Source organism: Mesorhizobium sp. M1396 (assembly GCF_040317725.1).
Taxonomy (GTDB): domain Bacteria; phylum Pseudomonadota; class Alphaproteobacteria; order Rhizobiales; family Rhizobiaceae; genus Mesorhizobium.
In genome coordinates this window covers 48,143-68,336 of the sequence record NZ_JAMYLA010000023.1, presented here as the reverse complement: position 1 = coordinate 68,336, position 20,194 = coordinate 48,143, and the positions used below count along the sequence as shown (strand labels likewise).

Here is a 20,194-nt window from a genome sequence, read left to right as displayed (position 1 = left end):
TTTCAGAGCTGCTGGAGTTGCGGAAGTGTGAGCGGGGTGACGGCGTAATCGCCGCTGCCGTCGAGACCCGTGACCTCGGCGATCGCGTCAACGCGGCGCGCGGGTCCTCTTCCGGCAATAAAGATGACCAAGTCGACGGCATCGGCGATCAGCCGGCGGGGAACGGTGACAACGGCTTCCTGGGCGAGCTGCTCAATACGATAGAGTGCGGAGCGTGCCGAATTGGCGTGAACCGTGGCAATGCCGCCGGGATGTCCGGTGTTCCATGCCTTCAGCATATCGAGCGCTTCCGCGCCTCTGACTTCGCCGACGATGATGCGGTCGGGCCTCAGCCGTAAGGTCGAGCGTACGAGATCGGCGAGTGTGATGGAGCCCCGCCTCGTCCTCATGGCAACGCAGTCCTTGGCCGCGCATTGCAGCTCGCGGGTGTCCTCAATCAGGATCACCCGCTCATCGCATTCGGCGACTTCTGCCAGTAGAGCATTGGTAAGTGTCGTTTTGCCCGACGATGTGCCGCCGGCGACCAGGATGTTGCGCCGCTCGCGCACTGCCTTCCTCAGGGCATCAGCCTGCAGCGGGAGCATGACGCGATCGGCGACGTAGTTGGCCAGCGTGTAGAGTTTTGCCGCCGGTTTGCGGATGGCGAAGCATGGCGCCAGCACGACCGGCGGTAGCAGACCCTCGAAGCGCTCGCCTGATGGCAATTCGGCACTGACAATCGGACTATCTGCATGCGCCTCGGCGCGTACATGGGAGGCGACGAGCCGGATGATGCGTTCCGCCTCGGCAGGATGCATATGCACGCCTGTATCGACCCGGCCTTCTCCCAACTGGTCGAGCCTCAGCGCGCCGTCGGGGTTGACCATCACCTCGATGACGGTCGGATCGGCAAGGGCCTCGGTGATCGCGGCGCCCATGGCTGTGCGCAGCATGGCTCGGCGGCGGTGGTCCGCTGCGGGATGAGAGTTCATCCTTCGCCTCCGTTGCCATTGCCGTAACCAAGCGAGCGCTTCCCGGAGGCTATCTGGCGACCGACCTGCTCGACGAATTTGTCAAAGCGCTCTTGGGCGATCGCCTGTGTCGCCCGATCCGGAATTGGCGTGTGCGCATGAAGCGTGATTGAAAAGCGGATTAAGAGCGCCAGGCTCTCCAGAGTTATTTCGGCGTCGCGCCTGACATGGTCGAGATCGCGGGAAAGACGGTCGAGCCGCCTGCCATAACGATTGTCGAGTTCGTTCTCGCCACGCCGCTCGATGAAGGCCTCGACCGCTTTCGCGACGATCGCCGATTTTGTGGTCGACGGGTTGCGACTGAGGGTTTCCAGCTTCGCGCTTAACGCGGGTTCGAGCAGAAACTGGTGGCGAATGCGATGCGGCTTCATGGGGCTCGTTCCGACTGGCCGGCGCTGATGCGCCGGCGGCGGCAACGAACATCGTCGAGATCCGCAAAATCGCTTATGGGCGTTATCTACGCTGAGCTACGCCTGAGCTGCGAAAGCGCTTAGAAGCCGGGGATGATGTCCTTGTCGTCGCCCCTTCCCTCGTTGATACCGTAGGCGCTGGCTGCGGCGGAAACCCGGTCCATGACGCGCTTGTCTGCGAGTGCCTCGGCGTCATCGTCCGCCAGATTGAAGAGGTCGTCTTGATCAGGCTCCTGAGAGACGACGACGTGTTCTTCAGGCAGGCCTGGATGACGCTGCTGTTGCACGCCGCCCTCTTCTTCGATTGCCTCGCCGGCGTTTTCGTCATCTGCAGCGAGACGGCGGTCAACACTGCGGACTAGTCCGCTCCAATCGTCGGGGCGCGACGCAGGACAGTCCACGTACAGACCGTCGCGCAACACCGGCGCCGGCAGCACCCGTTCGGTGAAATTCTGGTCCTCGTAGTAGCGGAGCTTGTTCGCACGGATCGGCGGCAATCCTGATATCAGCACCAGCTCGTCCGAAGGCGGCAATTGCATCACCTCGCCTGGTGTCAACAGCGGTCGCGCAGTTTCCTGGCGGCTCACCATGACGTGCGAAAGCCAGGGTGCCAGCCGATGGCCGGCATAGTTGCGCATGGATCTGAGTTCCGTCGCTGTACCGAGCGCGTCCGAGATGCGTTTGGCCGTGCGCTCGTCATTGGAAGAAAAGGAAATCCGCACATGGCAATTGTCGAGAATGGCGTTGTTCTCGCCATAGGCCTTGGAGATCTGGTTCAAGGATTGAGCGATCAGATAGGCGCGGATGCCGTAGCCTGCCATGAAGGCAAGCGCGGTCTCGAAGAAATCGAGGCGTCCGAGCGCCGGGAATTCGTCGAGCATCATGAGGAGTTGATGCCTGCGGCTCTTCTTCGGGTCACCCTCCAGGCGCTCAGTCAGCCTGCGGCCGATTTGATTGAGCACCAGTCTCACCAGCGGCTTGGTGCGCGAGATGTCCGACGGCGGCACGACCAGATAGAGCGACATCGGCCGCTCGGCATCCATCAGGTCCGCAATGCGCCAGTCGCAGGTCGATGTTGCCCCGGCCACTGTCGGATCACGATAGAGCCCGAGAAACGACATCGCGGTCGAGAGCACGCCAGAACGCTCATTTTCCGACTTGTTCAGCACCTCGCGCGCTGCGGAGGCCACGACCGGATGGACCTGGGGCTTGTCCGCCGTGCCGAGGTGATTGGTCGTCATCATCCGCTGCAGCGTCGCGGCAAAGGAGCGTTGCGGATCCGACAGGAAGGTGGCGACGCGGGCGAGCGTCTTTTCCTCTTCGGCATAGAGCACGTGCAAGATGGCGCCGACCAAGAGTGAGTGACTGGTCTTCTCCCAATGATTGCGCCGCTCGAGCGCACCTTCCGGATCCACCAAGACATCAGCGATGTTCTGGACATCGCGGACCTCGTTCACTTCTTTGCGCACCTCAAGTAGCGGATTGTAGCGTGCTGACCTCGGATCGGTCGGATTGAACAAAAAACAGTACGAGAACTTCGACCGCCAGCCGGCGGTCAGCTGCCAGTTCTCGCCTTTGATGTCGTGAATGACGGCCGAGCCGGTCCAGGAAAGAAGCGTCGGAACAACCAGTCCAACACCCTTGCCCGAGCGCGTGGGAGCAAAGGCCATTACGTGCTCCGGCCCGTCATGGCGAAGATAGCGGTCCTTCAGCTTGCCAAGGAAAACACCGGCTGGCCGAAACAGCCCTGCCTTCTCGATCTCCCAAGACACGGCCCATCGCGACGAGCCATAAGTGGTGACTAGGCCGCGCTGCCGCGCACGCCAGAGGGAGCCAGCGATGGCGGCCGCGCAGCCCATGAAGCCTGTGGTGGCCGCAAGCATCCCGGCCGTGTCGAAGACCTCGGGCGCGTATGCGTCGAAATGGAACCACCACTCGAACAGTTGCCACGGCTTGTAGATCGGCCATCCGGCTGCGACAAACCATGGGGGTCCGAGTTGCGGCTGATAATCTAAAGTTTGGGCGCACCATTGAGTCGCTGTCCATACGCCGAGAATGACGATGGCGAACACAATGACTATCTGACCGACAAGGAGCTTCGTCGGTGTCATGGGCGCAGCCTCCGAGTTTTGTTAAACGGAAGCAGGATGGCGTGACGTTTCAGAATATTGAAGATACCCAATATACGCGCCCGTGCGATGCAGTGAACGTTGCAGGCTTGGAAGATTGGGGGCGCCAAGAAATGTCATCGCGAAGGCACGAGCGAATGACTTGTATGAGGCCGCAAGCAGACAGGCGAGTTCCAGCGGCCGATCCTACAAAGCGGACATTTATGCGAGCAGCGCGCACCGTCATTGTCGGCCCTAACCTGCCGTTCAACCCTGCCAGATGCCGCGTGGCACCACTCCCAAAGCTGCCACACAAAACGGGTGCAGCGAAATATTAGGTGTCATAGTGCCGATGCGAAACCAAAGTGAACAGAACAGCCCCTCAGGTAAGACACCATGCCTCCCAACCTCATTGTCGTAAATTCGATGCAGACGTCTGCCACCAGACGATTGCATAATGACCGGAGAGTTAAGAGTGAGCGTCTGCCTTGCAGCACCGGCGCGCGGTTCACTTTTGCGGTATCGCCAGGTTCACACGAAAGCCCCGTATAGAATGACGCGAGCGTCCACCCAACGTCGGCATCGACGCCAACAGCGTCAGCACGCCGATCCAAAAGAAATCTTGGCCGCCGGTCTGGAGAAGGTACGAAATAGAGCCACTCCCCTTGATCCTCGCAAGCTTGCGCGTCAAATGGTCAAGCGCGCCTGGAAGGAAGCTCGCCGTCGGGCCGAGAACTGCCTAGGGTTTTCAATTGAAAAGCAGTTTGCACTGGAAATTGCCGCTGACGGTGCGCGCTTCGCCGAGGTTGATTGCACCAAACGACCCTTCGCTATCCGCATTAGTGCCGGGTTACCTCCATTTATCTACAGGATCTCGCGTATCCTTGCGGCACGGAGCTATGCCTTTTCCAGCGACGGCACGGTGCCAATAGATGCAGGCGAAGGGTCCCTGTTCGAGGAGTCCGTCGAGCGTATGCATCGGGCGTTCTTCTGGTACTCGGTGGCCGGCAATTCGACCGTACACCAAAACTATGAGATTAGCGGTGACCAAGCCCTGTTTGGAGGGTGGATTGCAACCGAGGCAGGAGTCTTCCTCATATGTCATGAGATTGCCCATGGGCTGATCGCCCGGTTTCCGACAGAGGCTCCTGAACTCATGGCCCAGCTCAGAATGGGGTTGGAAAACTGTTCTATAACTTGGCGCGAGGAGTTTGTTGCAGATCGGCTCGCTCTTTTTCTCGCATTGGGGCAACTGGGTGAGCCACATGACGGGCACCGTCTTGCAATGGCGTATGCCGGTTGGGAGTTCGCTCTTCTCTTGCATCGCGAATGGGAGCGCTACGAGGAATTCGAAACGTCCGAGCCGTTTTTGTCCAAAACCCACCCACCGGCTGGTGAACGCCTCGACAACTTAAGAAGTACCTTCCAACGCTGCATTGGCACAGGGAATTCGGGACATCTTCTGTCGGCTGCGGAGTCCTTTTCAACGCTGTTTCGCAATTTGGCCGATACGATGTTTACGCCAGGGTTTCAGGCTTCAGCCCTTGCAAGAGACGAGGCGCGCGCGCGGAAGCTTAGAGAGCTTGCAATCGACTGCGATAGAAGCGGCTGTCCCGATTACTATCGCTTTATCCCGATGGCACTTGAAATTCTTCAACAAGGGGAAAGCTGGACATTAATTGACCTGGTTACCGAGATGACCGCGCCTTTGCGGCGTGAAGTTGCTTTTGACGCAACAAATTTTGGTATTGCCAAACTCGTATGGCGGGCATGCGAAGGTCTACCGGATCCACTCTATTCGGCGTTCAAGAAGCAGATAAGAACGCCCAATCTTGTGGATCGAGGTATCCTTCGCACGAGGTGAGGTCGCCAGCTTGGTCGCTCTCACGTCTGCGCAAGCGCATCCAGACACCGCGTCAAGATCCTCGACAAACGTGACATACGGACTGCTCTTTGGTTCTCCTGGGAGAGAGGTTTTCAGATCATTCACTACCATTCAATGGCAGCCACTATCTCGCATCGCAGTTTTATGTAGACTTGCAAGGAAGCCTGCAAGCCGCAGCGGCATTACTGGTTGCATTTGCACGAATTTCTGTCGAGGGGGACATATTGGATAAGAGGGCGGCCGTTGTCATTGGCGTGGATCGCACGGGCGAGCTGACCGTACTGGAGGGTTGCGCCGCCGGCGCGGAAGCAGTTGCCAGATGGCTTCGTGAGGAAGGGTTTGACACGATCGAACTCACGGACGCCAACGACAAGGTGGTCACGGCCGCCATGGTCATGCAGGCAGTCTCGACCTTCGTGTCGGCACAGATCTATCATCAGCTGGTTCTATTCTTCTCCGGACACGGCTACTGGAAGAATGAAACGGAACTTTGGCTCCTTTCGAATGCCCCGAAGGATGCAAACGAAGCGATCAGCTGGATGGAAACCGCTGAATTTGCCAAGGATTGTGGAATCCCGAACGTTGTCCTGATTTCGGATGCATGCCGCACGATACCACAGACGAAAAGCGCGACGCGGGTGCGCGGCAGCATAGTCTTTCCAAACGAGAATTTTTCCACGTCGCGCAGCAAAGTGGACAAGTTCATGGCAGCAGCGATCGGGCAGCCGGCGTACGAGACGAAGCTGGCGCCTGAGGGCACACGAACGAGCGTGTTTACCCACTGCCTTCTACAGGCGTTTCGTGAGCCTGATCCCGAGTCAATTGACGAAGTTATCTACAATGGCGCGCCCACCTTCGTCGTGACCAATCGCAAGCTCGGCCCGATGCTGCAGCGTCGGGTGCCAGAAGTTCTTGCCAAGATCAACCCGACCTATGCTCAGGACGTTGATGCGGAGGTGCTGTCGGACAACGATGCCTATATCGCCAGAGCAAAGAGACCGCCTGTCGGCGCCTTCCCTGAACTTGGTCCGGCTCAACAGCCGTCAGCCACATTGCAAGAGGTCGCCGCCGTCGCAGTTTCGATGGAACTCGGTAGCGAGATCACCATCTCGAAACGGCGCCTGACGCGGGTCCAGCAACTTGCCAGACAGTCTGGATTCGACCGCAAAATAGACGACGCAGCTGTGGTCACGGATGTGCGGCATTTCGAGACGCAGACAGGGTTTACAGTCAGGGGCGATACCGTCGTCGATGTCGCCGCAACGCTCGGTGCGACCGTCGAGATTCTGACCGACGGAGGCGCGGGTGAACCTGCCGTGATCCGCGTCAACTTGAACGGACGCGCGAGCAGCGTCGGGATCCGCTTCGGAAACGGTCGGGCAACCGTTTTGGCCGCGTTGTTCGGGTACATCGCTCACGTGACTGTCAAGAAAAATGCAGTGATCAGTGTCAACTACGTTCCGTCGGAAAACAGCTTTCGCTGGAGTTCGTATGCAGATCGTCGCGTGGAGATCGAGAAACTGCGCGCAGTCAGTACCGCCGCTGCAAGGAGCGGCGTGTTCCGCCTCTCAGATAAGAACGAAGCAGTCGCCTTTGCCGAAAAAGCGCGTGTTGAAAAAGGTATAGACCCATCGTTGGGTCTTTATGCCTCGTACGCCTATTTGCAGGCAGACCTTCGAGAGTCGATTGCGTCCGTACTTGACTACATGCAGTCTGACCTGGAGGTCCTCGTCTATGACGTCGCCCTTCTCGCAAAGCACCTAGCGCTCGCTGACGAGTCCGGTCAAACGATCGTTCCTTTCTGTCCCATGCTTACGCAAGGTTGGAACCTGCTCAGATCGAGGGGAGTGGTGCTTCAGGGTACACTCGATCGCGCGCAGGACGATCTCGAACCCTCGTTGTGGACGACTTTCAAAGAAGGGTCGGCTGCTGAGATCATCGAAGCAATCAAGAAAGGGGAACTTTAGTGAGATTGCTGTTTGTGCACGGCCGTAGCCAAGGTGGAAAGAACCCCGAAACATTGAAAGGGGTCTGGCTCGAGGCGCTTGGGAAAGGCCTTCGTCGTGCAGGTCTGAAACTTCCGTCAAATGTCGAAGTCGTATTCCCGTTCTATGGCGACCGACTTGACAAGTTCGTTGCCGACTTCGAGCTCCCCGCGGATCCTGCCGTGGTGCCAAAAGGGAGCCCGGTGTTTGATGACTACGCGGCGTTCCGCGCTGAAGTTGCCGAAGAAATGCGCAAGCGCGCCAACATATCTGACGCAGAGATCCGAGCAGAAGTGGGTGAGCAGCTGCCGACAGAGAAGGGAGTCCAGAACTGGGCATGGGTTCAGGCAATCATCCGTCTTCTCGACCGGAACCTGGCCGCGGTATCCGAGGGGACCATTGAATTGTTACTCCGCGACGTCTTTCTTTACTCTCGACGAAAGGCCGTTCAGACGCAGATCGATGCAATCGTTGCGAAGGAATTGACCGACGATACAACAGTCGTCGTGGGACACTCCCTCGGAAGCGTTGTGGCCTATAATGTATTGCGTTCGCACGCAGCGAAGGTACCGCTGTTCGTTACCGTTGGATCGCCCCTCGGAATCCGTGCGATCCGGTCGTCTCTGGCCCCGCTTGTAAATGCGGCAGGCAAGAGAGGCTGGTACAACGCTTATGACACGCGTGACGTGGTTTCGTTGTATCCTCTCGACGCTGGCAACTTCAACGTTGATCCCGCCATTGAGAACAATGGCGAGGTGGACAACTGGACGGAAAACCGACATGGCATCATGGGATATCTGGATGACCCCCATGTCGCAAAAATGATCGTCGATGGTTTTGGTCAGTAATCACTTCGACGAGAACCACTCGCGAGGCGGAAGAGATGGCGAGTTACGTCGATCCGATCACGAATACAGCCGTGTTCTCACAGGTAGATCTGCGACAGACTCTTGTCGACTTCATGAAGCTGGAATTTCCCGAGCGACTTCTGCCAACCTTTCTGCATGAGAGCACTCATCACGCGTGTTTTCTTTCCCCAGTTGGCGCGACGTTGGCACTTCTGCGGATGCGCGCTTATCGTCGTTCGGAGCTACTAAGGGCAAATCATACAGACCCGGATGAATGGGACCTTCTCGACGACGTGCTGCGACAGGAAGGGACCATGGAGGTCCTGCGACCACTCTCCGAAGGCCTAGCGTACTTCAGCGAGCTTGACAGTATACCCGGGGAATCGAATGTCCTCACAACGCCGATGACATCGGCATTCTTCATTTTTGGAGGCCGCGACCACGAACTAAAATCCGCGGACGTGCTTGAAAAGCATGGTCCTGGCTTCTTTCTTTTCTCGCTGCTTTGCCGGGCACGCACCGATGAAGAGGTCTTCAGACGGCGCGAAGCCGTTCTGAACGCAAAATTCCAATCCTCTTCTGGCGGACACCTTGCTGGCTACATGACATTAAAAGCCCTTTGGGCAAGGGCGAAGAGGATGTCCGATCTGGCATGGGATCCGGAATTGTTCAGCATGTTCGTAAGGTCGTACTTCTATGATGATTATGGAATGATCGCCAAAATTCTCGACCCGGCAAAAACAGAGCATAATGCGGTCAACGCGATTGCGCAGTATCTCCTTGAGAGAATGAGCCAGCTCTTCAGTCTCGACTGGGAAGCCGCGCTTCGGAAATACTTGGAAGACGACGGTCAGACGGGTTACCGCCGCCATGCATTGGGGAGCGTCGCCTTCCCCTCGCACGGCGGCATCAATAGCGACGATGCGCTCCGACGCCTTGGTATGGTACGCTTGGACGGACTGCTTGCAGAACTAGGCGATCCGCAGCGCTCGGATGATGGTGACCGTTCAATGCATCGCCGGGATTTCTCCCGCATGCAGAAGCGGGAACTGCTCTGCCTCGGCTCTCTTGATCTCCATGTAGTGGTAAACACTCACGGCCGTGTTCTCATCTACCCGTTGGAGGGAACTGGTCCCCAGGAGTATCCAATATATGCAGTGCAAGCGGTGGACGGTGTCGACGCCGGTGATGGACCCGGGTCCGTTGAAATATACCTGATTCCGTCCGAGCACTCGCGGGCAAGTGCAATCGTCCGCGGCGGTCAGGTCGTGCATGTACATTTCGAAGGTCCGATTAGCGAAGCGCGGCAAAAGCACTTTACAGAACTGTTTGGGAGCAGATCCGAAGAGCTCCGAATTCTCGGCGAGCAGGAGGAAACGCTCAATTCGGCCATAGCCGAAAGCGTCATCAATTTTGTCCGGGCACAAGCCCTGACGACCGTTCCAGCGGGTGTCGATCAGTTGTACTCGGTGACCTCGACTTTCAATTTTCCTGCTGAAAAGCGCGAATCTGCCGTGACGAAATTAATGGTGGGAGGGCTGCGGTCGCTTTGTGACGGAGATGAAGATTTCATCCACGCGCTCGCCGTGGCCGGTTCGGCCGGCTCGGTCACTACGCAAAAGTCAGAACTGGAGGAGATCGCGTCCGAAAACGGAATCGATCTCATGGAAATGCTTGAAAGGGCCGAATTCGTCGAGCAGCGGACAGGTCTTGCTACCCTAAAGGTGATCGGCGATCTTTTGGTCACCGACCTTTAACTACGAGAAGCGCGGCCACTGCCGCCACGTGCCACAACACTATTGATTTTTTCAAAGGAGCGATTCATTTGAACGCATAGAGTTCCATTGTGAATTGCCGATGTGATCCTTCCTTAAGACGGCCCGCTTCGGGAGCACTGGAGTGATCACCAGAGAACTGACATAGGTGGGTCGAACTGATAAGCCTCACGCAGAGGCTGCTGAATAGTGAAAGCTCAGCTGCTTTGCTAGACTAGATGTCCGGCTGGGCACTACTACTCACACGACCCACTTTCCCTGAGCAAACCTTGCGTGAACTCAGTTGAGGGGAAATTGACATGCGCTGCATGGTGGCGGAGGCAACAGCGGCGTGTCTATGACATCTTCAGTGCGGACTGAAATTCGTCTTGACGAGATGCCCGGTAGTCGAGCACACGGATCGTCAACTAGGTCTGCGTGCTACGCTGAAAATGAATAGTGAGCCCCAAATGTCGCAAATGGGCACCGCTTTTCAAAGTGGGGGACATCATTAGATCAAGCGCACTATCTTAGGTCTATTGGTTCAAACGCCTCGGGCAGAGCGACAAGACCAGATGAATCAACTCGGATTGGTTTCGACATCCAGTCTTCTGAAGGATGGCCTTCATGCGCTGCCGGATGGTTGAGATCGCGACACCTCGGATCTGAGCGGCTTTTTGCAACGAGTTTCCTGTAGCGACTGAGTGCACCAGTTCCGCTTCCGCCTTCGACAAGAAGACTGTTTTGGCGAACGAGGTAAAGGCTGCTCTATCGAGATCCTCCTGCGCGGTGGCGAGTTCGACGACCATCAAGCTAGGGCCGTAAGCTGCGCCTAGCCCGCTGTGGATCGCGTCGCGAAAGAAGCCTTGCCCATTTCGAATGGAGACCGAGAGCCAGGCATCAGACACCATGTCGCGCTCGAACAGAAAGGCGCTTTCCCTCCCCGTCGAGAGCAGCCGCGATAGTTCGACATGAAACCGCCGGTCGAGATCCGGCGCATTAAATGCAAGACACCCCCGGACAAGGCGCGCCGGTCTCTTCCGTCTCAGCATGTCGATGCAAGGCGAGTTTGCAAATGCTACCGTAGCATCTTCCGCGTCGATCACCAGGGTCGCCGTCCGCCAGTCCGGACACAGGAGGGGCAGTATTTCGTTGCCCACGGTCTTGGTGCCTCCCTCTCTGTACAATTCAATGATCGATCCACGCATCAGGTCGGCCATCAGTAGAATCTGTTAGGACAGCGCCGGCTCTTCGTACGGCGATCGCGCAGCGGTTCATTCCTCGGTCGAGTTAAAGATTGGTACGATGCGTGACACCGACGTGACTTGGCGTGACGGCACTACCATTTGGTAGTCGCAACTTGTAGCGCTAATGTCATTAATTTGACCAGCTTGAATGAGCTTGCGGCTCGGACGTAAAAATTACTTGAACCGCGAAAACATTCAGATCATGTTTTATTCCGAGGCTAAGAAACTGAAAAATGGCGACAGTAGGGGAGCCGTCAGTTCTCATAGTGGGCACTCCAGCGATCGCTGGACAGCCCGCCGGAGCGTTTTTTCCAAGTAAAGCTTTTCAACTTATTGCCATCCTCAGTCTATCCGCCTCCGGAAGGGTATCACGCAGGGAGATTGCGGATCTTCTGTGGGCGAGCGATTCCGAAGGGACGGCGCTTTCAAACCTAAGGCAACTTATTGCCCGGATTAAGAAAGCCATCCCTGCTGAGAGAGGGCTTCTGGAGGTCGACGCCTATTCGGTGGCGCTTGGACAAGAGCGCGACGAGATCGATGTTTGCCGTCTCATGGCCAGCGCCGGCAATGAAGATCCAACGGCATGCGTCGATGCCATGCGATTGGTCCGAGGCGACCTGCTTGAGGGGGTGGATGACACAACTGATCAATTCTCGCATTGGTTGGCAATCGAACGTAGGGCTCTCCGTGAGCGGTTCTTCCTCATGGCCCAGGCAGGCCTTATCGAGCTTACAAAATATGGCCGGGCACCGGAGAAGAGCCTCACACTAATAGCCGAGAGAATGTTGGCCCTTGAACCTGAGCGGGAGCAGAGTTACCGCGCGCTCATAGAGGCCTACGGTCGAAATGGGATGTTTGACCAGGCGCGACGTATCCATGACACACTCTGTCTTATGCTCAAGCGCGAATATGGATCCGGACCGTCGCCCGAAACAGCAGCTGTCACCCGCCGCGTCTTCGCGTCCCGCGTGCAATATGGCCCTGCGGTAGTTGCGACCAGCCTGGCGGACGAACGCCCGCGGGTCGCCTTTCTTGCGCCCTTGTATGCCGACCAGGCAGCACAAAATCATCTGTTGAGATTTCTGGTCGAGGACGTTGCAAACGAACTTGGTCGGCATCGGAGCTTCCTGGTTTTGGCACCGCATAGTTCATTCAAGGTCGACCATCTGTCCGGCACTCCTGTCGACAATTCTGTTCTGCGGGCAGATTATAATATCAGTGGTTTCGTCAAGCCCGACAATGGTGCCGCCGTGCTTGCGTTGCGTATGACGAAAAGCGCTGCAGGCGAACTTGTCTGGGCAGGGGAGTTCCCGATCGATTCGGCCGCTTTGCTAAAATGCTTCAGCCTGCTTTCGCGGCGAATCGCGGGAAGTGTGGGTTCGGCGATCGAACGTGACCGGCTTGCGACGCTTCGCGCCAACTGTGACGGCAGCGCATACCTGCACTATCTTGAGGGCCAGAAATGGCTGACGAATTGCGACCTTCCCAAATTGCGCAAGGCTCGTAAGGCGTTCAAGCAGTCGGTAGAGACCAATCCAGGCTTTGCGCCGCCAAGGGCACGCATCGCCCAGACGCTCTACCTCGAGTGGATCCAGCTCGGGGGACAGGATCCAGATCTCTTGAACATCGCGCGCGAGCAATCGGAGATCGCGCTGGCGCTCGATCCAAACGACCCCATAGGCCATTGGATGAAAGGCACTGTCGCGCTCTACCAGCGCGACTTCGGCGAATGCGAGGCAAAATTCGCGGACGCCGAAACGCTGTGCCCGAACTCGGCCGACCTCCTGGTCCAGTATGCCGACGCCCTGTCGCATATGGACTATCCAGACCAGGGCTGGGCCAAGTTCGAGCAAGCGATCGACCTTAACCCGCTGCCGCCTGATCATTATTGGTGGGCCGGCGCTAGTATCGCATTCCACCAGCAGTCGTTCGAGAAGACCATCGACCTGTGCGGCAAGCTTGCCGATGACGAGCCTGTCCTTTCGATGCTGGCTGCCTGTCACGCTCAGCTTGGGCAGATGGAGCAAGCGCGATCTTATGGCCGGCGCCTGAAGGAGCTGTTTCCCAAGGGGATGGCAATAGAAAAAAGCAAGCGGGTTTCGCCGGATCGTTCGCCGACACACCGCGCGATGCACATAGAGGGACTTCGGCTCGCGGGAGCGATTTAACAGGGGAGATGGAAATGGCCAAAACGACTTATCACAGAATTTATGTAATCGGCGATAAGGAAACGGGCGTACTTGTCCTGACGCTCGATCCACTGCGCGCCGCGTTGGTGGGGCGCGACAAGATCCAGGAGTATGCGGACCGCCATACGCTGACATTCGACACCGTGTTCGGGCAGGTTGCGGCGGCAATCAAGGGACTTATCCTCGAAACCGATCCGCCAGGTGGGCCGAAGAACGGCGACATGGTCTTGACGGCTTTCGCCGAATTGATCGGCCGGGGCGCGACCGTAACGGACGCGGAGTTCTGCTTCATCTCCGAGGTCGATAAGTCGGACTGGACTACCAAGAGAAGCGGTTTCTTCCCGATCGAACCCGTCATCACCGACCTCGACGCATTCACGCAAGGCAACCTGCCGAAGTCGATATTGATGGGTCCGGGCGACAAACCGGCAACCGGCAAGCCCTCAAAGACGGGAACGGCAAAGAAGGTTGCCGGGAGTTCAAAAAAGGCAACCAGATCCAAATGACCTGACATAGCCATGTCGGCCTGCAGTCTCGATGATCTGGCAGAGGAGGCGCGTGCGCTTGGCCGGCGATTGCGATCGCCTGCCGGCGAGCACGGTTCGCCCTCGGAACCGCCGACAGCGGGTGCGCTGCTGGCTTCGCTAGGACCAGCACTGCGCAGTTTCGGCATTACACGCGTCGGCGACCTGACCGGGCTGGACACGATCGGCATTCCGGTCTTCTTCGCATGCCGGCCAAATTCGCGGACCTTGTCGGTGTCCCAGGGCAAGAGCCTTTGCGTCGCCGACGCGCGCCGCGGCGCGATCATGGAAGCTCTCGAACAAGCTGTCGCGGAACGTCACGAAAGCCTGGTCGTCGAAAGCGCCAGCCGCCGCGAGATGGTGTCGCGCGGCCTCGAATGCCTGAACCCGGCCACGACCTTGCGCTGTTTTCCGGACGATCGAGATCACTCGCGCCAGCGATGCTGGGTGCGAGGCGTATCGCTGCGCGACGGACGGGATGTCCACGCCCCGTTCGAACTTGCCGGGCTGGATTTTCGAACCGGAGCCGGGTGGGACAATGCGGCTTACAGAATGTCGACGGTCGGGCTTGCGGCCGGCGTCTCGCTGGCCGACGCCGCGCTGCATGGCCTGCAAGAAGCGATCGAGAACGACGCCACCGCGTTGGTGGACATTCTCGGTCTGCGAACAACGCTCGCCCGGCCGGTCCTCATCCGGCCCGGCCGGCATCCCATGCTCGACGAAGCCGTGGCGAAAGTGGAGCGCGCCAGCTTGCGGTGCTTCTTCGCAGAACTTCGTGGTGGCGTTGAGATCGCCACGATCGCCGCCTTCGTGACGTCGCCTCTCGGCGTGCACGAAAACCTCGGCATGCGCAGTTTCGCCGGCTTCGCCTGCCGTCTGATACCCGAGCAGGCAGCGCTTGATGCATTGCTTGAGGCCGTGCAATCGCGCCTGACCCAACTTGCCGGATCGCGCGACGACCTCGAGCCCGAAAACTACCGCCAGGGCGGCCTGCCGCTCGGCGATCTGGCCAGCACCCCTGTCTGGCTCGATGAGATCGATCGCCATGCTGATGACTCGACCGCCTTCGGCGAGGCAGGACTGCGGCGCCTGCTGTCCATCCTTCCGGGTCATGACGGAGCCGACGTATTGCTGATCCCCCTCGGCGCCGTGGAACCTAGCATAAGAGTGGTCCGGATCATTGTCTCGGGCCTGCAATCGGCTGCTGGAAACGGTGTCGTGCGGCTCAGTGCAAACACGCTCGAAACCATGCTCGCCGGCACCAGGGTGCTGGCATGAAGATCGTTTTTGCCGGCCCAAGCATCCACGGCCTGGACAATGCTTTGCTTGCCGCTTGCGAGATGCGCCCGCCCGCCGGCTGCGGCGACGTATTGCGTGCGGTGGTGGCCGGCGCCGACGCGATTGGGCTGATCGACGGTGTTTTTGAAAGCGAGCGCTCGGTCTGGCACAAGGAAATGCTGTTCGCGCTGGCGTCGGGGGTACGGGTGATGGGCGCCGCCAGCATCGGCGCACTGCGCGCCGCCGAGTGCCAAGCCTTCGGCATGGAAGGCATCGGCGCTATATTCGAGCAGTACAGGTCCGGCGAAAGGATTTGCGATGCCGACGTGGCACTGGCGCATGCACCGGCGGAGCTCGGTTATGTACCGCTCACCGAGGCGCTTGTCGACATCGAACCGGTAATCGCCCGACTCGCGGCCGAGGACTGGTTGGGAGCCGACGAAGCCAAAGCCCTGCTGGCTGCTGCCCGGCACATACACTTCAAGCAACGAACGTGGAATGCCGTTCTGGACGCGGCGGATTTCGATGAAACCCGGCGCGCCGAATTGCTGCATGCCAGGCGCAGTTTCGGTCTCAGCCAGAAACAGCGGGATGCCAGCGAGATGATAGCGGCTATCAGTTCCTCGGAGCCGCTAGTTCACATGGATCTACATACATTCGAATTCAGTCGAACCGCTTTCTTTGATCAGCTGCAACGTCAGACGCCATTGAAGGATCCAGCTCAATGCTAGTGAGGTCGAGAACAGGCGAGTTCTTCAACGACTGTGCGGGACAGATCACGCAGCTTGCCGTCCAGATTGAAGCCTATCTGTTCACCCACGAGCACGCCGCCAAGAAAGCAGCTTATGAAGCGCTGCTGCGTTCGTTTCCCCGCGACATCACACTTTCAATTCTCGTCGACGTGACGATGCAGGCCATGGTCCAGACATGGTTGTCGGCCCTTGGGCTTACCTGCCCGTATAACATCATTCCAGTGCCCGGAAACAAGGTCAGTCTCGGCGGCGCCTGGATTCGCGACGCCTTTCTCTGCGCCACGCAGAACGGCGTCACTGAATATCTCAAACCCAGCATCGGAAAGCTGGGTGGCGACCAAGCCGACTGGCTGGCTGCCAGCAATGGCACGGCGGTCATCGATCTCGATGAGATCTTTCTTGATGGCGGCGACAGTCTGGTGGGCCAGGATTTTCGCCTTGCTGGCAACAGAGCGGTAAGGACGACATGCGAGTTGGTGGGCCACCAATGCAACTACGCCACCGCGCTGGGCCGATTTGCCAAGCTCGATCGGCGGCGTTTCTACCCCGTGGGCTACCGGCCAAGCGGAATAAAACACAAGACGCTCTGGTTCAGGGACCAGGTTCGCCGCAGGTTGGACACCGCACGCCAGCTGAAAACTGCCTCGCAGCTACCGCCCGGCGGGTTCCCGCTGCCATTCCTGCCCCTGATGCAGGTCTTGCTCGAAGTGCTGCGTCTTTTCCTCGAGGACGGGCTCGTGCAGGATTGGGCTCATATCGACTTGGTCGTATCGGTGACAGGCCGTAAGTCGAACGACAAGGATGTGCTGCTGGTGGCTAAAACTGCATTGTCGGCGGCGCCAGGCGAGGAAGAGATACTGGAAAGTGACCGTCTCGATGCGCTTGCCACCTATCTCGGCGAATGCGGATTCGACGTTAGACTGAACCCGGCACCCTATCTTGCTGATCCCGGACGAACGCTTTGGTATAACAACACCATCGTGCAGACCGGGCCCGACACGGTCTGGCTGCCGCAATTTTCCGACGCCGATCCGAGCTACCAAGCCGCCGACGATGCCAATGCCCGGATCTGGCAAGATCTCGGATTCGATGTGGTTCAGGTGCCAGGCTGGTTTGCCTATGTGAAGTCGTCCGGCTCGATACGCTGCGCAACGAACGTGCTTGGGCGTAGGTATCATCCAAATCAACCCAGCTGAAATGCAGAAGTCTCGTATAGCGGGTCGAACAATCGGTACACCAAGCTTTGGATAGCAAGTCACGCCCGGGCCACGTTTCCTACCCGCCCTCGCAGCATGGTCGCGACGGCCTATCCGGAACGCACGACCGCCTTGGTGATTCCGATGGCAGGTGGGATCGCCTAGTCTAGCAATTCGAACGCTCCAGTCGTAGCGCTACCAACCTCCGGGAACGGTATTGAAACAACGCGCCTGACCAGGGTCGCGCCTTCTTGGCCAAATCTTCCACCTAGCCCCAGAAACTTTCATGTCACGGCCGCGTCACGCCCTCTGGCCGAGGCTCCCTTGGCTAGAGGGCCAACCGCGTCGCTGAAGAAGTTGGTCACGAACTAGCACGGATGCTCGGCAGCGAGTCTGTCGACTTTGGCGGCGCGGGGCTGTGGCGATGAGGGTCAAGATGTCATCACGTTGGTTAAGACTGATGTTGTCAATGGGCGTGGCGGCGATGCCGTCAATTGCATGCGCACATCAGGTATTTCGCATCACCGACGGCTCAACGCCTGTCGTCCAGGAGATCGAGCCTCCGGCTCTCAGAGAGACGGCGGTGTATGACGCGCCAGACTGTTCGATATTCGCCTCATCCGATGGCGCGCGGCTTTTTGCTATTCCAACCAAGCTCATACGCATTCCTGGCCGCAACGGCGCCCTGCTCGGGGCATCGCTCGAGAGCGAACCTCAGGATCATATCGTCGTCATCCTGTTGCACGGCATTGATCGAGGCGCGATCGAAAATTGCATCAAGGAGTTCCAGCTGACAGACGGCTCGGGTGTCAAGGTAGAGCTATACCCATCGTCTGTATACGACATAGAGCTCCTCAGCGACCCAAACGATTTTAGAGTATTGAAATTCCACTTCCAGGCCAGCTCCGCGTCATCGATCGATGACAATTTTCGCATCATGACAATTATACAGTCTTCTTCCAGGAGAAACATCACAACAATAAAGAAAGCACTTGCTGGTAAGCTCGATGCTTTAGCAAAAATAAAAATCAAGATACTGAAAAAAGATGGGTCGACAAACTACGAGACCGTTACAGTACCGGTGGACATCGGAGACATCAATCTTTCATCACAAGGCCTCTAAAAAGGAGAACGACAATGCTACTCTTCCATGAAGTTGCCAAGACAACCAACTACATGACGGTGTATAGAGACTCTGATGACATGAAGTTGTTCTATTATATACCACAATTCGCCGAAGTGGCGAAGCGGAATGATGGCAAGCTGGCATTCGGTGCCGCGTTCTTCGAAAAGAACCCAAATGACCCGAACGACGGCTTCTCACTATACAATCTTGGCGTTCGCGGAGTCTATCCGTCGATGGAGCTTGCTAGGGTCAAGACTGAGCTCGAAGCTCAGTATGGCGGTCCTGTTGCACTTCAGCCAGTCAACCCCTCCGTGTCGACGCCATCGCTCTCTCCGATTACGGACGGCATCTATCGCTCGATAAAATGCCAGCTCAATGGGGGAAACCTCTACACCGACCTCGCGGCTTCGTTCACGCTTGATGAGTCCCTCGAACCGACCTTCTCTGAATTGATGAAGAGTGGCGGCGTAGGCTGGGCAGGCGCTATTACCTACAAGGTCCTGACCAAGCGGACAACATTCCACTTCAAGATCACAGCCAACTGGCACCGGGTCCAGGAGCATTTCCGTGCGCAGGTTTCAGTCAAATACTGGTTCGTCAGCGCGAATATATCGTACGAAACCCAGAAGCTTATTCAGAATGGCACGATCAAAATTGTCATTGATGGCGGCTCTCCGTCAGAGCGTGAGAAGGTCATGAGTATCGCCGAGAAGATTGCGGCACGCCTATTCGTCCCGAGTCTCGAAATGAACCCGCTGCCGGATCACCCCACGGGATCGGCGCTCTGCGTAAGCCTAAACTATAGCAAGATAGAAGAAGACAAAACGGAAGAATGGGAAGGAACGTATAGCGACTACGAAGAGAAGGAACTCGGCATGGCCGCGTATGTTCGTGATATCCCCGAAAGTTACTTTGTAAACTTCGACAAAGCCAAATCGTTCTTGGTCGACCTCGATATCGCTGACACGCACAGCCTGCTTTTGGGTAAACCCTTTGTGAAATCGACAAAAAGTTGAAAAGAACGACGAGCGAGGTAAGGCCATGAGACCGGCTAAGCAATACAAAACAACACTCGGGTTAATAACGACCTATGAAGATAAATCGCGGTCCGAGTTATTCTATATTCCAAGGTTCATATATGGCGCTTTGTCAGAAAGCGATCTTGGAACAAAATTCTTGCTCAGAGGGGAGATCAAGTTGAGTTTGACTGAGGCTGAGCTTGCCAACCTAGCATCGCAAGTGCCCAAGAAGAACGTCGTTCCAGCTCCAATCAATAGCTTCGATTTTGATGCAGACTGGCCAGCTGAGCCCAACGGACATTTGCTGCGATTTACGGTACTTTCTCAGCTGCCATTTCCGTCGTTGGTTTTCGCCGCTACCCTGAACAAGGTCGCGACGGACTATCAGGAAAAACTGACGGCTATCCGAGATGCGTGGCAAGATGCGAATCTCGCGACAGGTCGCATGCAACTCGAAGTCATTGTGGACGATATCCTTCTAAAGCTGTCAGTTAGTACCGACAATCAGGCAATCGTTGCGAGGAGGAAAGCGGAACTCGCCGAAAGGCGGCTGACGCTCCTTCAGATCGCCTCATTCTACGACGTCCTGGTGCGGAGCAACGTCATCACCGGCCACGTAGAAATAGGCGATCCAGATTATGCACGCAGCCTCTGGCAAGAAAAGACATTCGGGGATTTTCTGAAAGAGCATTTTCATGCGAGTTCGGATGCTGAAAGCTTTGATGAAGGCAGCACCATTCGATTGTGGGATCAAGTGCCTGTGAGAGTAGGCGATCTCGCTACGCAATGGAGTGGTGTGAAGAGCGTCGTGGTGACTGACAGGGTCACCATATGATCTGCCTTGCGGCGGCCCGCAGCCCTGC

General features: G+C 57.4%; 16 protein-coding genes. 12 read left to right on the top strand and 4 right to left on the bottom strand.

Annotation, left to right across the window (positions count from 1 at the left end; all coding sequences use genetic code 11):
* Window positions 1-2 precede the first annotated feature (2 nt).
* From trbB to NKH02_RS16905, 3 genes are all read right to left on the bottom strand, one after another.
* A complete protein-coding gene (trbB, locus tag NKH02_RS16915) occupies window positions 3-971 on the bottom strand; it encodes a P-type conjugative transfer ATPase TrbB (RefSeq protein WP_023776463.1) in 969 nt (322 codons plus the stop codon).
* A complete protein-coding gene (locus NKH02_RS16910; RefSeq protein ID WP_352880178.1) occupies window positions 968-1,381 on the bottom strand; it encodes a CopG family transcriptional regulator in 414 nt (137 codons plus the stop codon). Before NKH02_RS16910 ends, trbB begins: the two co-directional genes overlap by 4 nt.
* Window positions 1,382-1,500: 119 nt before the next feature.
* The gene (locus NKH02_RS16905) at window positions 1,501-3,531 is read right to left on the bottom strand and encodes a conjugal transfer protein TraG (RefSeq protein ID WP_352880176.1); all 2,031 of its coding nucleotides are present in this window, start codon (window positions 3,529-3,531) and stop codon (window positions 1,501-1,503) included.
* A gap of 688 nt (window positions 3,532-4,219) precedes the next feature.
* Between NKH02_RS16905 and NKH02_RS16900 the strand changes: the two genes are divergently transcribed.
* From NKH02_RS16900 to NKH02_RS16885, 4 genes are all read left to right on the top strand, one after another.
* Entirely contained in the window at window positions 4,220-5,392 is a 1,173-nt protein-coding gene (locus NKH02_RS16900; protein WP_352880175.1) for a hypothetical protein, read from the top strand.
* 245 nt (window positions 5,393-5,637) lie between these two features.
* Window positions 5,638-7,380, top strand: coding sequence for a caspase family protein (locus tag NKH02_RS16895; RefSeq protein WP_352880173.1), 1,743 nt, complete (start codon window positions 5,638-5,640; stop codon window positions 7,378-7,380).
* Window positions 7,380-8,246, top strand: coding sequence for a hypothetical protein (locus NKH02_RS16890; RefSeq protein WP_352880171.1), 867 nt, complete (start codon window positions 7,380-7,382; stop codon window positions 8,244-8,246). Before NKH02_RS16895 ends, NKH02_RS16890 begins: the two co-directional genes overlap by 1 nt.
* A 35-nt stretch (window positions 8,247-8,281) precedes the next feature.
* The gene (locus NKH02_RS16885; protein WP_352880169.1) at window positions 8,282-10,003 is read left to right on the top strand and encodes a hypothetical protein; all 1,722 of its coding nucleotides are present in this window, start codon (window positions 8,282-8,284) and stop codon (window positions 10,001-10,003) included.
* 533 nt (window positions 10,004-10,536) lie between these two features.
* Here NKH02_RS16885 and NKH02_RS16880 read toward each other — a convergent pair.
* Window positions 10,537-11,220 (bottom strand): helix-turn-helix transcriptional regulator, encoded by a 684-nt coding sequence (locus tag NKH02_RS16880; RefSeq protein ID WP_352880167.1) that lies wholly within the window; start codon window positions 11,218-11,220, stop codon window positions 10,537-10,539.
* A 260-nt stretch (window positions 11,221-11,480) separates the two neighbouring features.
* Between NKH02_RS16880 and NKH02_RS16875 the strand changes: the two genes are divergently transcribed.
* The 8 genes from NKH02_RS16875 to NKH02_RS16840 all read left to right on the top strand — a co-directional run bounded on the left by NKH02_RS16875 (window position 11,481) and on the right by NKH02_RS16840 (window position 20,166).
* Window positions 11,481-13,415: an AfsR/SARP family transcriptional regulator gene (locus NKH02_RS16875; RefSeq protein WP_352880165.1), complete on the top strand. Its 1,935-nt coding sequence runs from the start codon at window positions 11,481-11,483 to the stop codon at window positions 13,413-13,415.
* An 8-nt stretch (window positions 13,416-13,423) separates the two neighbouring features.
* Window positions 13,424-13,942 (top strand): hypothetical protein, encoded by a 519-nt coding sequence (locus NKH02_RS16870; protein ID WP_352880163.1) that lies wholly within the window; start codon window positions 13,424-13,426, stop codon window positions 13,940-13,942.
* 12 nt (window positions 13,943-13,954) lie between these two features.
* Window positions 13,955-15,238 carry a YcaO-like family protein gene (locus tag NKH02_RS16865; RefSeq protein ID WP_352880161.1) on the top strand — a complete coding sequence of 428 codons (1,284 nt, stop codon included), beginning with the start codon at window positions 13,955-13,957 and terminating at the stop codon, window positions 15,236-15,238.
* The gene (locus tag NKH02_RS16860; protein ID WP_352880159.1) at window positions 15,235-15,969 is read left to right on the top strand and encodes a TfuA-like protein; all 735 of its coding nucleotides are present in this window, start codon (window positions 15,235-15,237) and stop codon (window positions 15,967-15,969) included. Before NKH02_RS16865 ends, NKH02_RS16860 begins: the two co-directional genes overlap by 4 nt.
* A gap of 176 nt (window positions 15,970-16,145) precedes the next feature.
* Window positions 16,146-17,186 (top strand): hypothetical protein, encoded by a 1,041-nt coding sequence (locus NKH02_RS16855; protein WP_352880157.1) that lies wholly within the window; start codon window positions 16,146-16,148, stop codon window positions 17,184-17,186.
* A 424-nt stretch (window positions 17,187-17,610) separates the two neighbouring features.
* Window positions 17,611-18,309, top strand: a complete 699-nt coding sequence (locus tag NKH02_RS16850) for a hypothetical protein (RefSeq protein ID WP_352880155.1) — start codon at window positions 17,611-17,613, stop codon at window positions 18,307-18,309.
* Window positions 18,310-18,323: 14 nt separating this feature from the next.
* On the top strand, window positions 18,324-19,328 hold the full coding sequence (locus NKH02_RS16845) for a hypothetical protein (RefSeq protein WP_352880153.1): 1,005 nt from the start codon (window positions 18,324-18,326) through the stop codon (window positions 19,326-19,328).
* Between the two features lie 181 nt (window positions 19,329-19,509).
* On the top strand, window positions 19,510-20,166 hold the full coding sequence (locus NKH02_RS16840; RefSeq protein ID WP_352880152.1) for a hypothetical protein: 657 nt from the start codon (window positions 19,510-19,512) through the stop codon (window positions 20,164-20,166).
* Window positions 20,167-20,194: the final 28 nt, after the last annotated feature.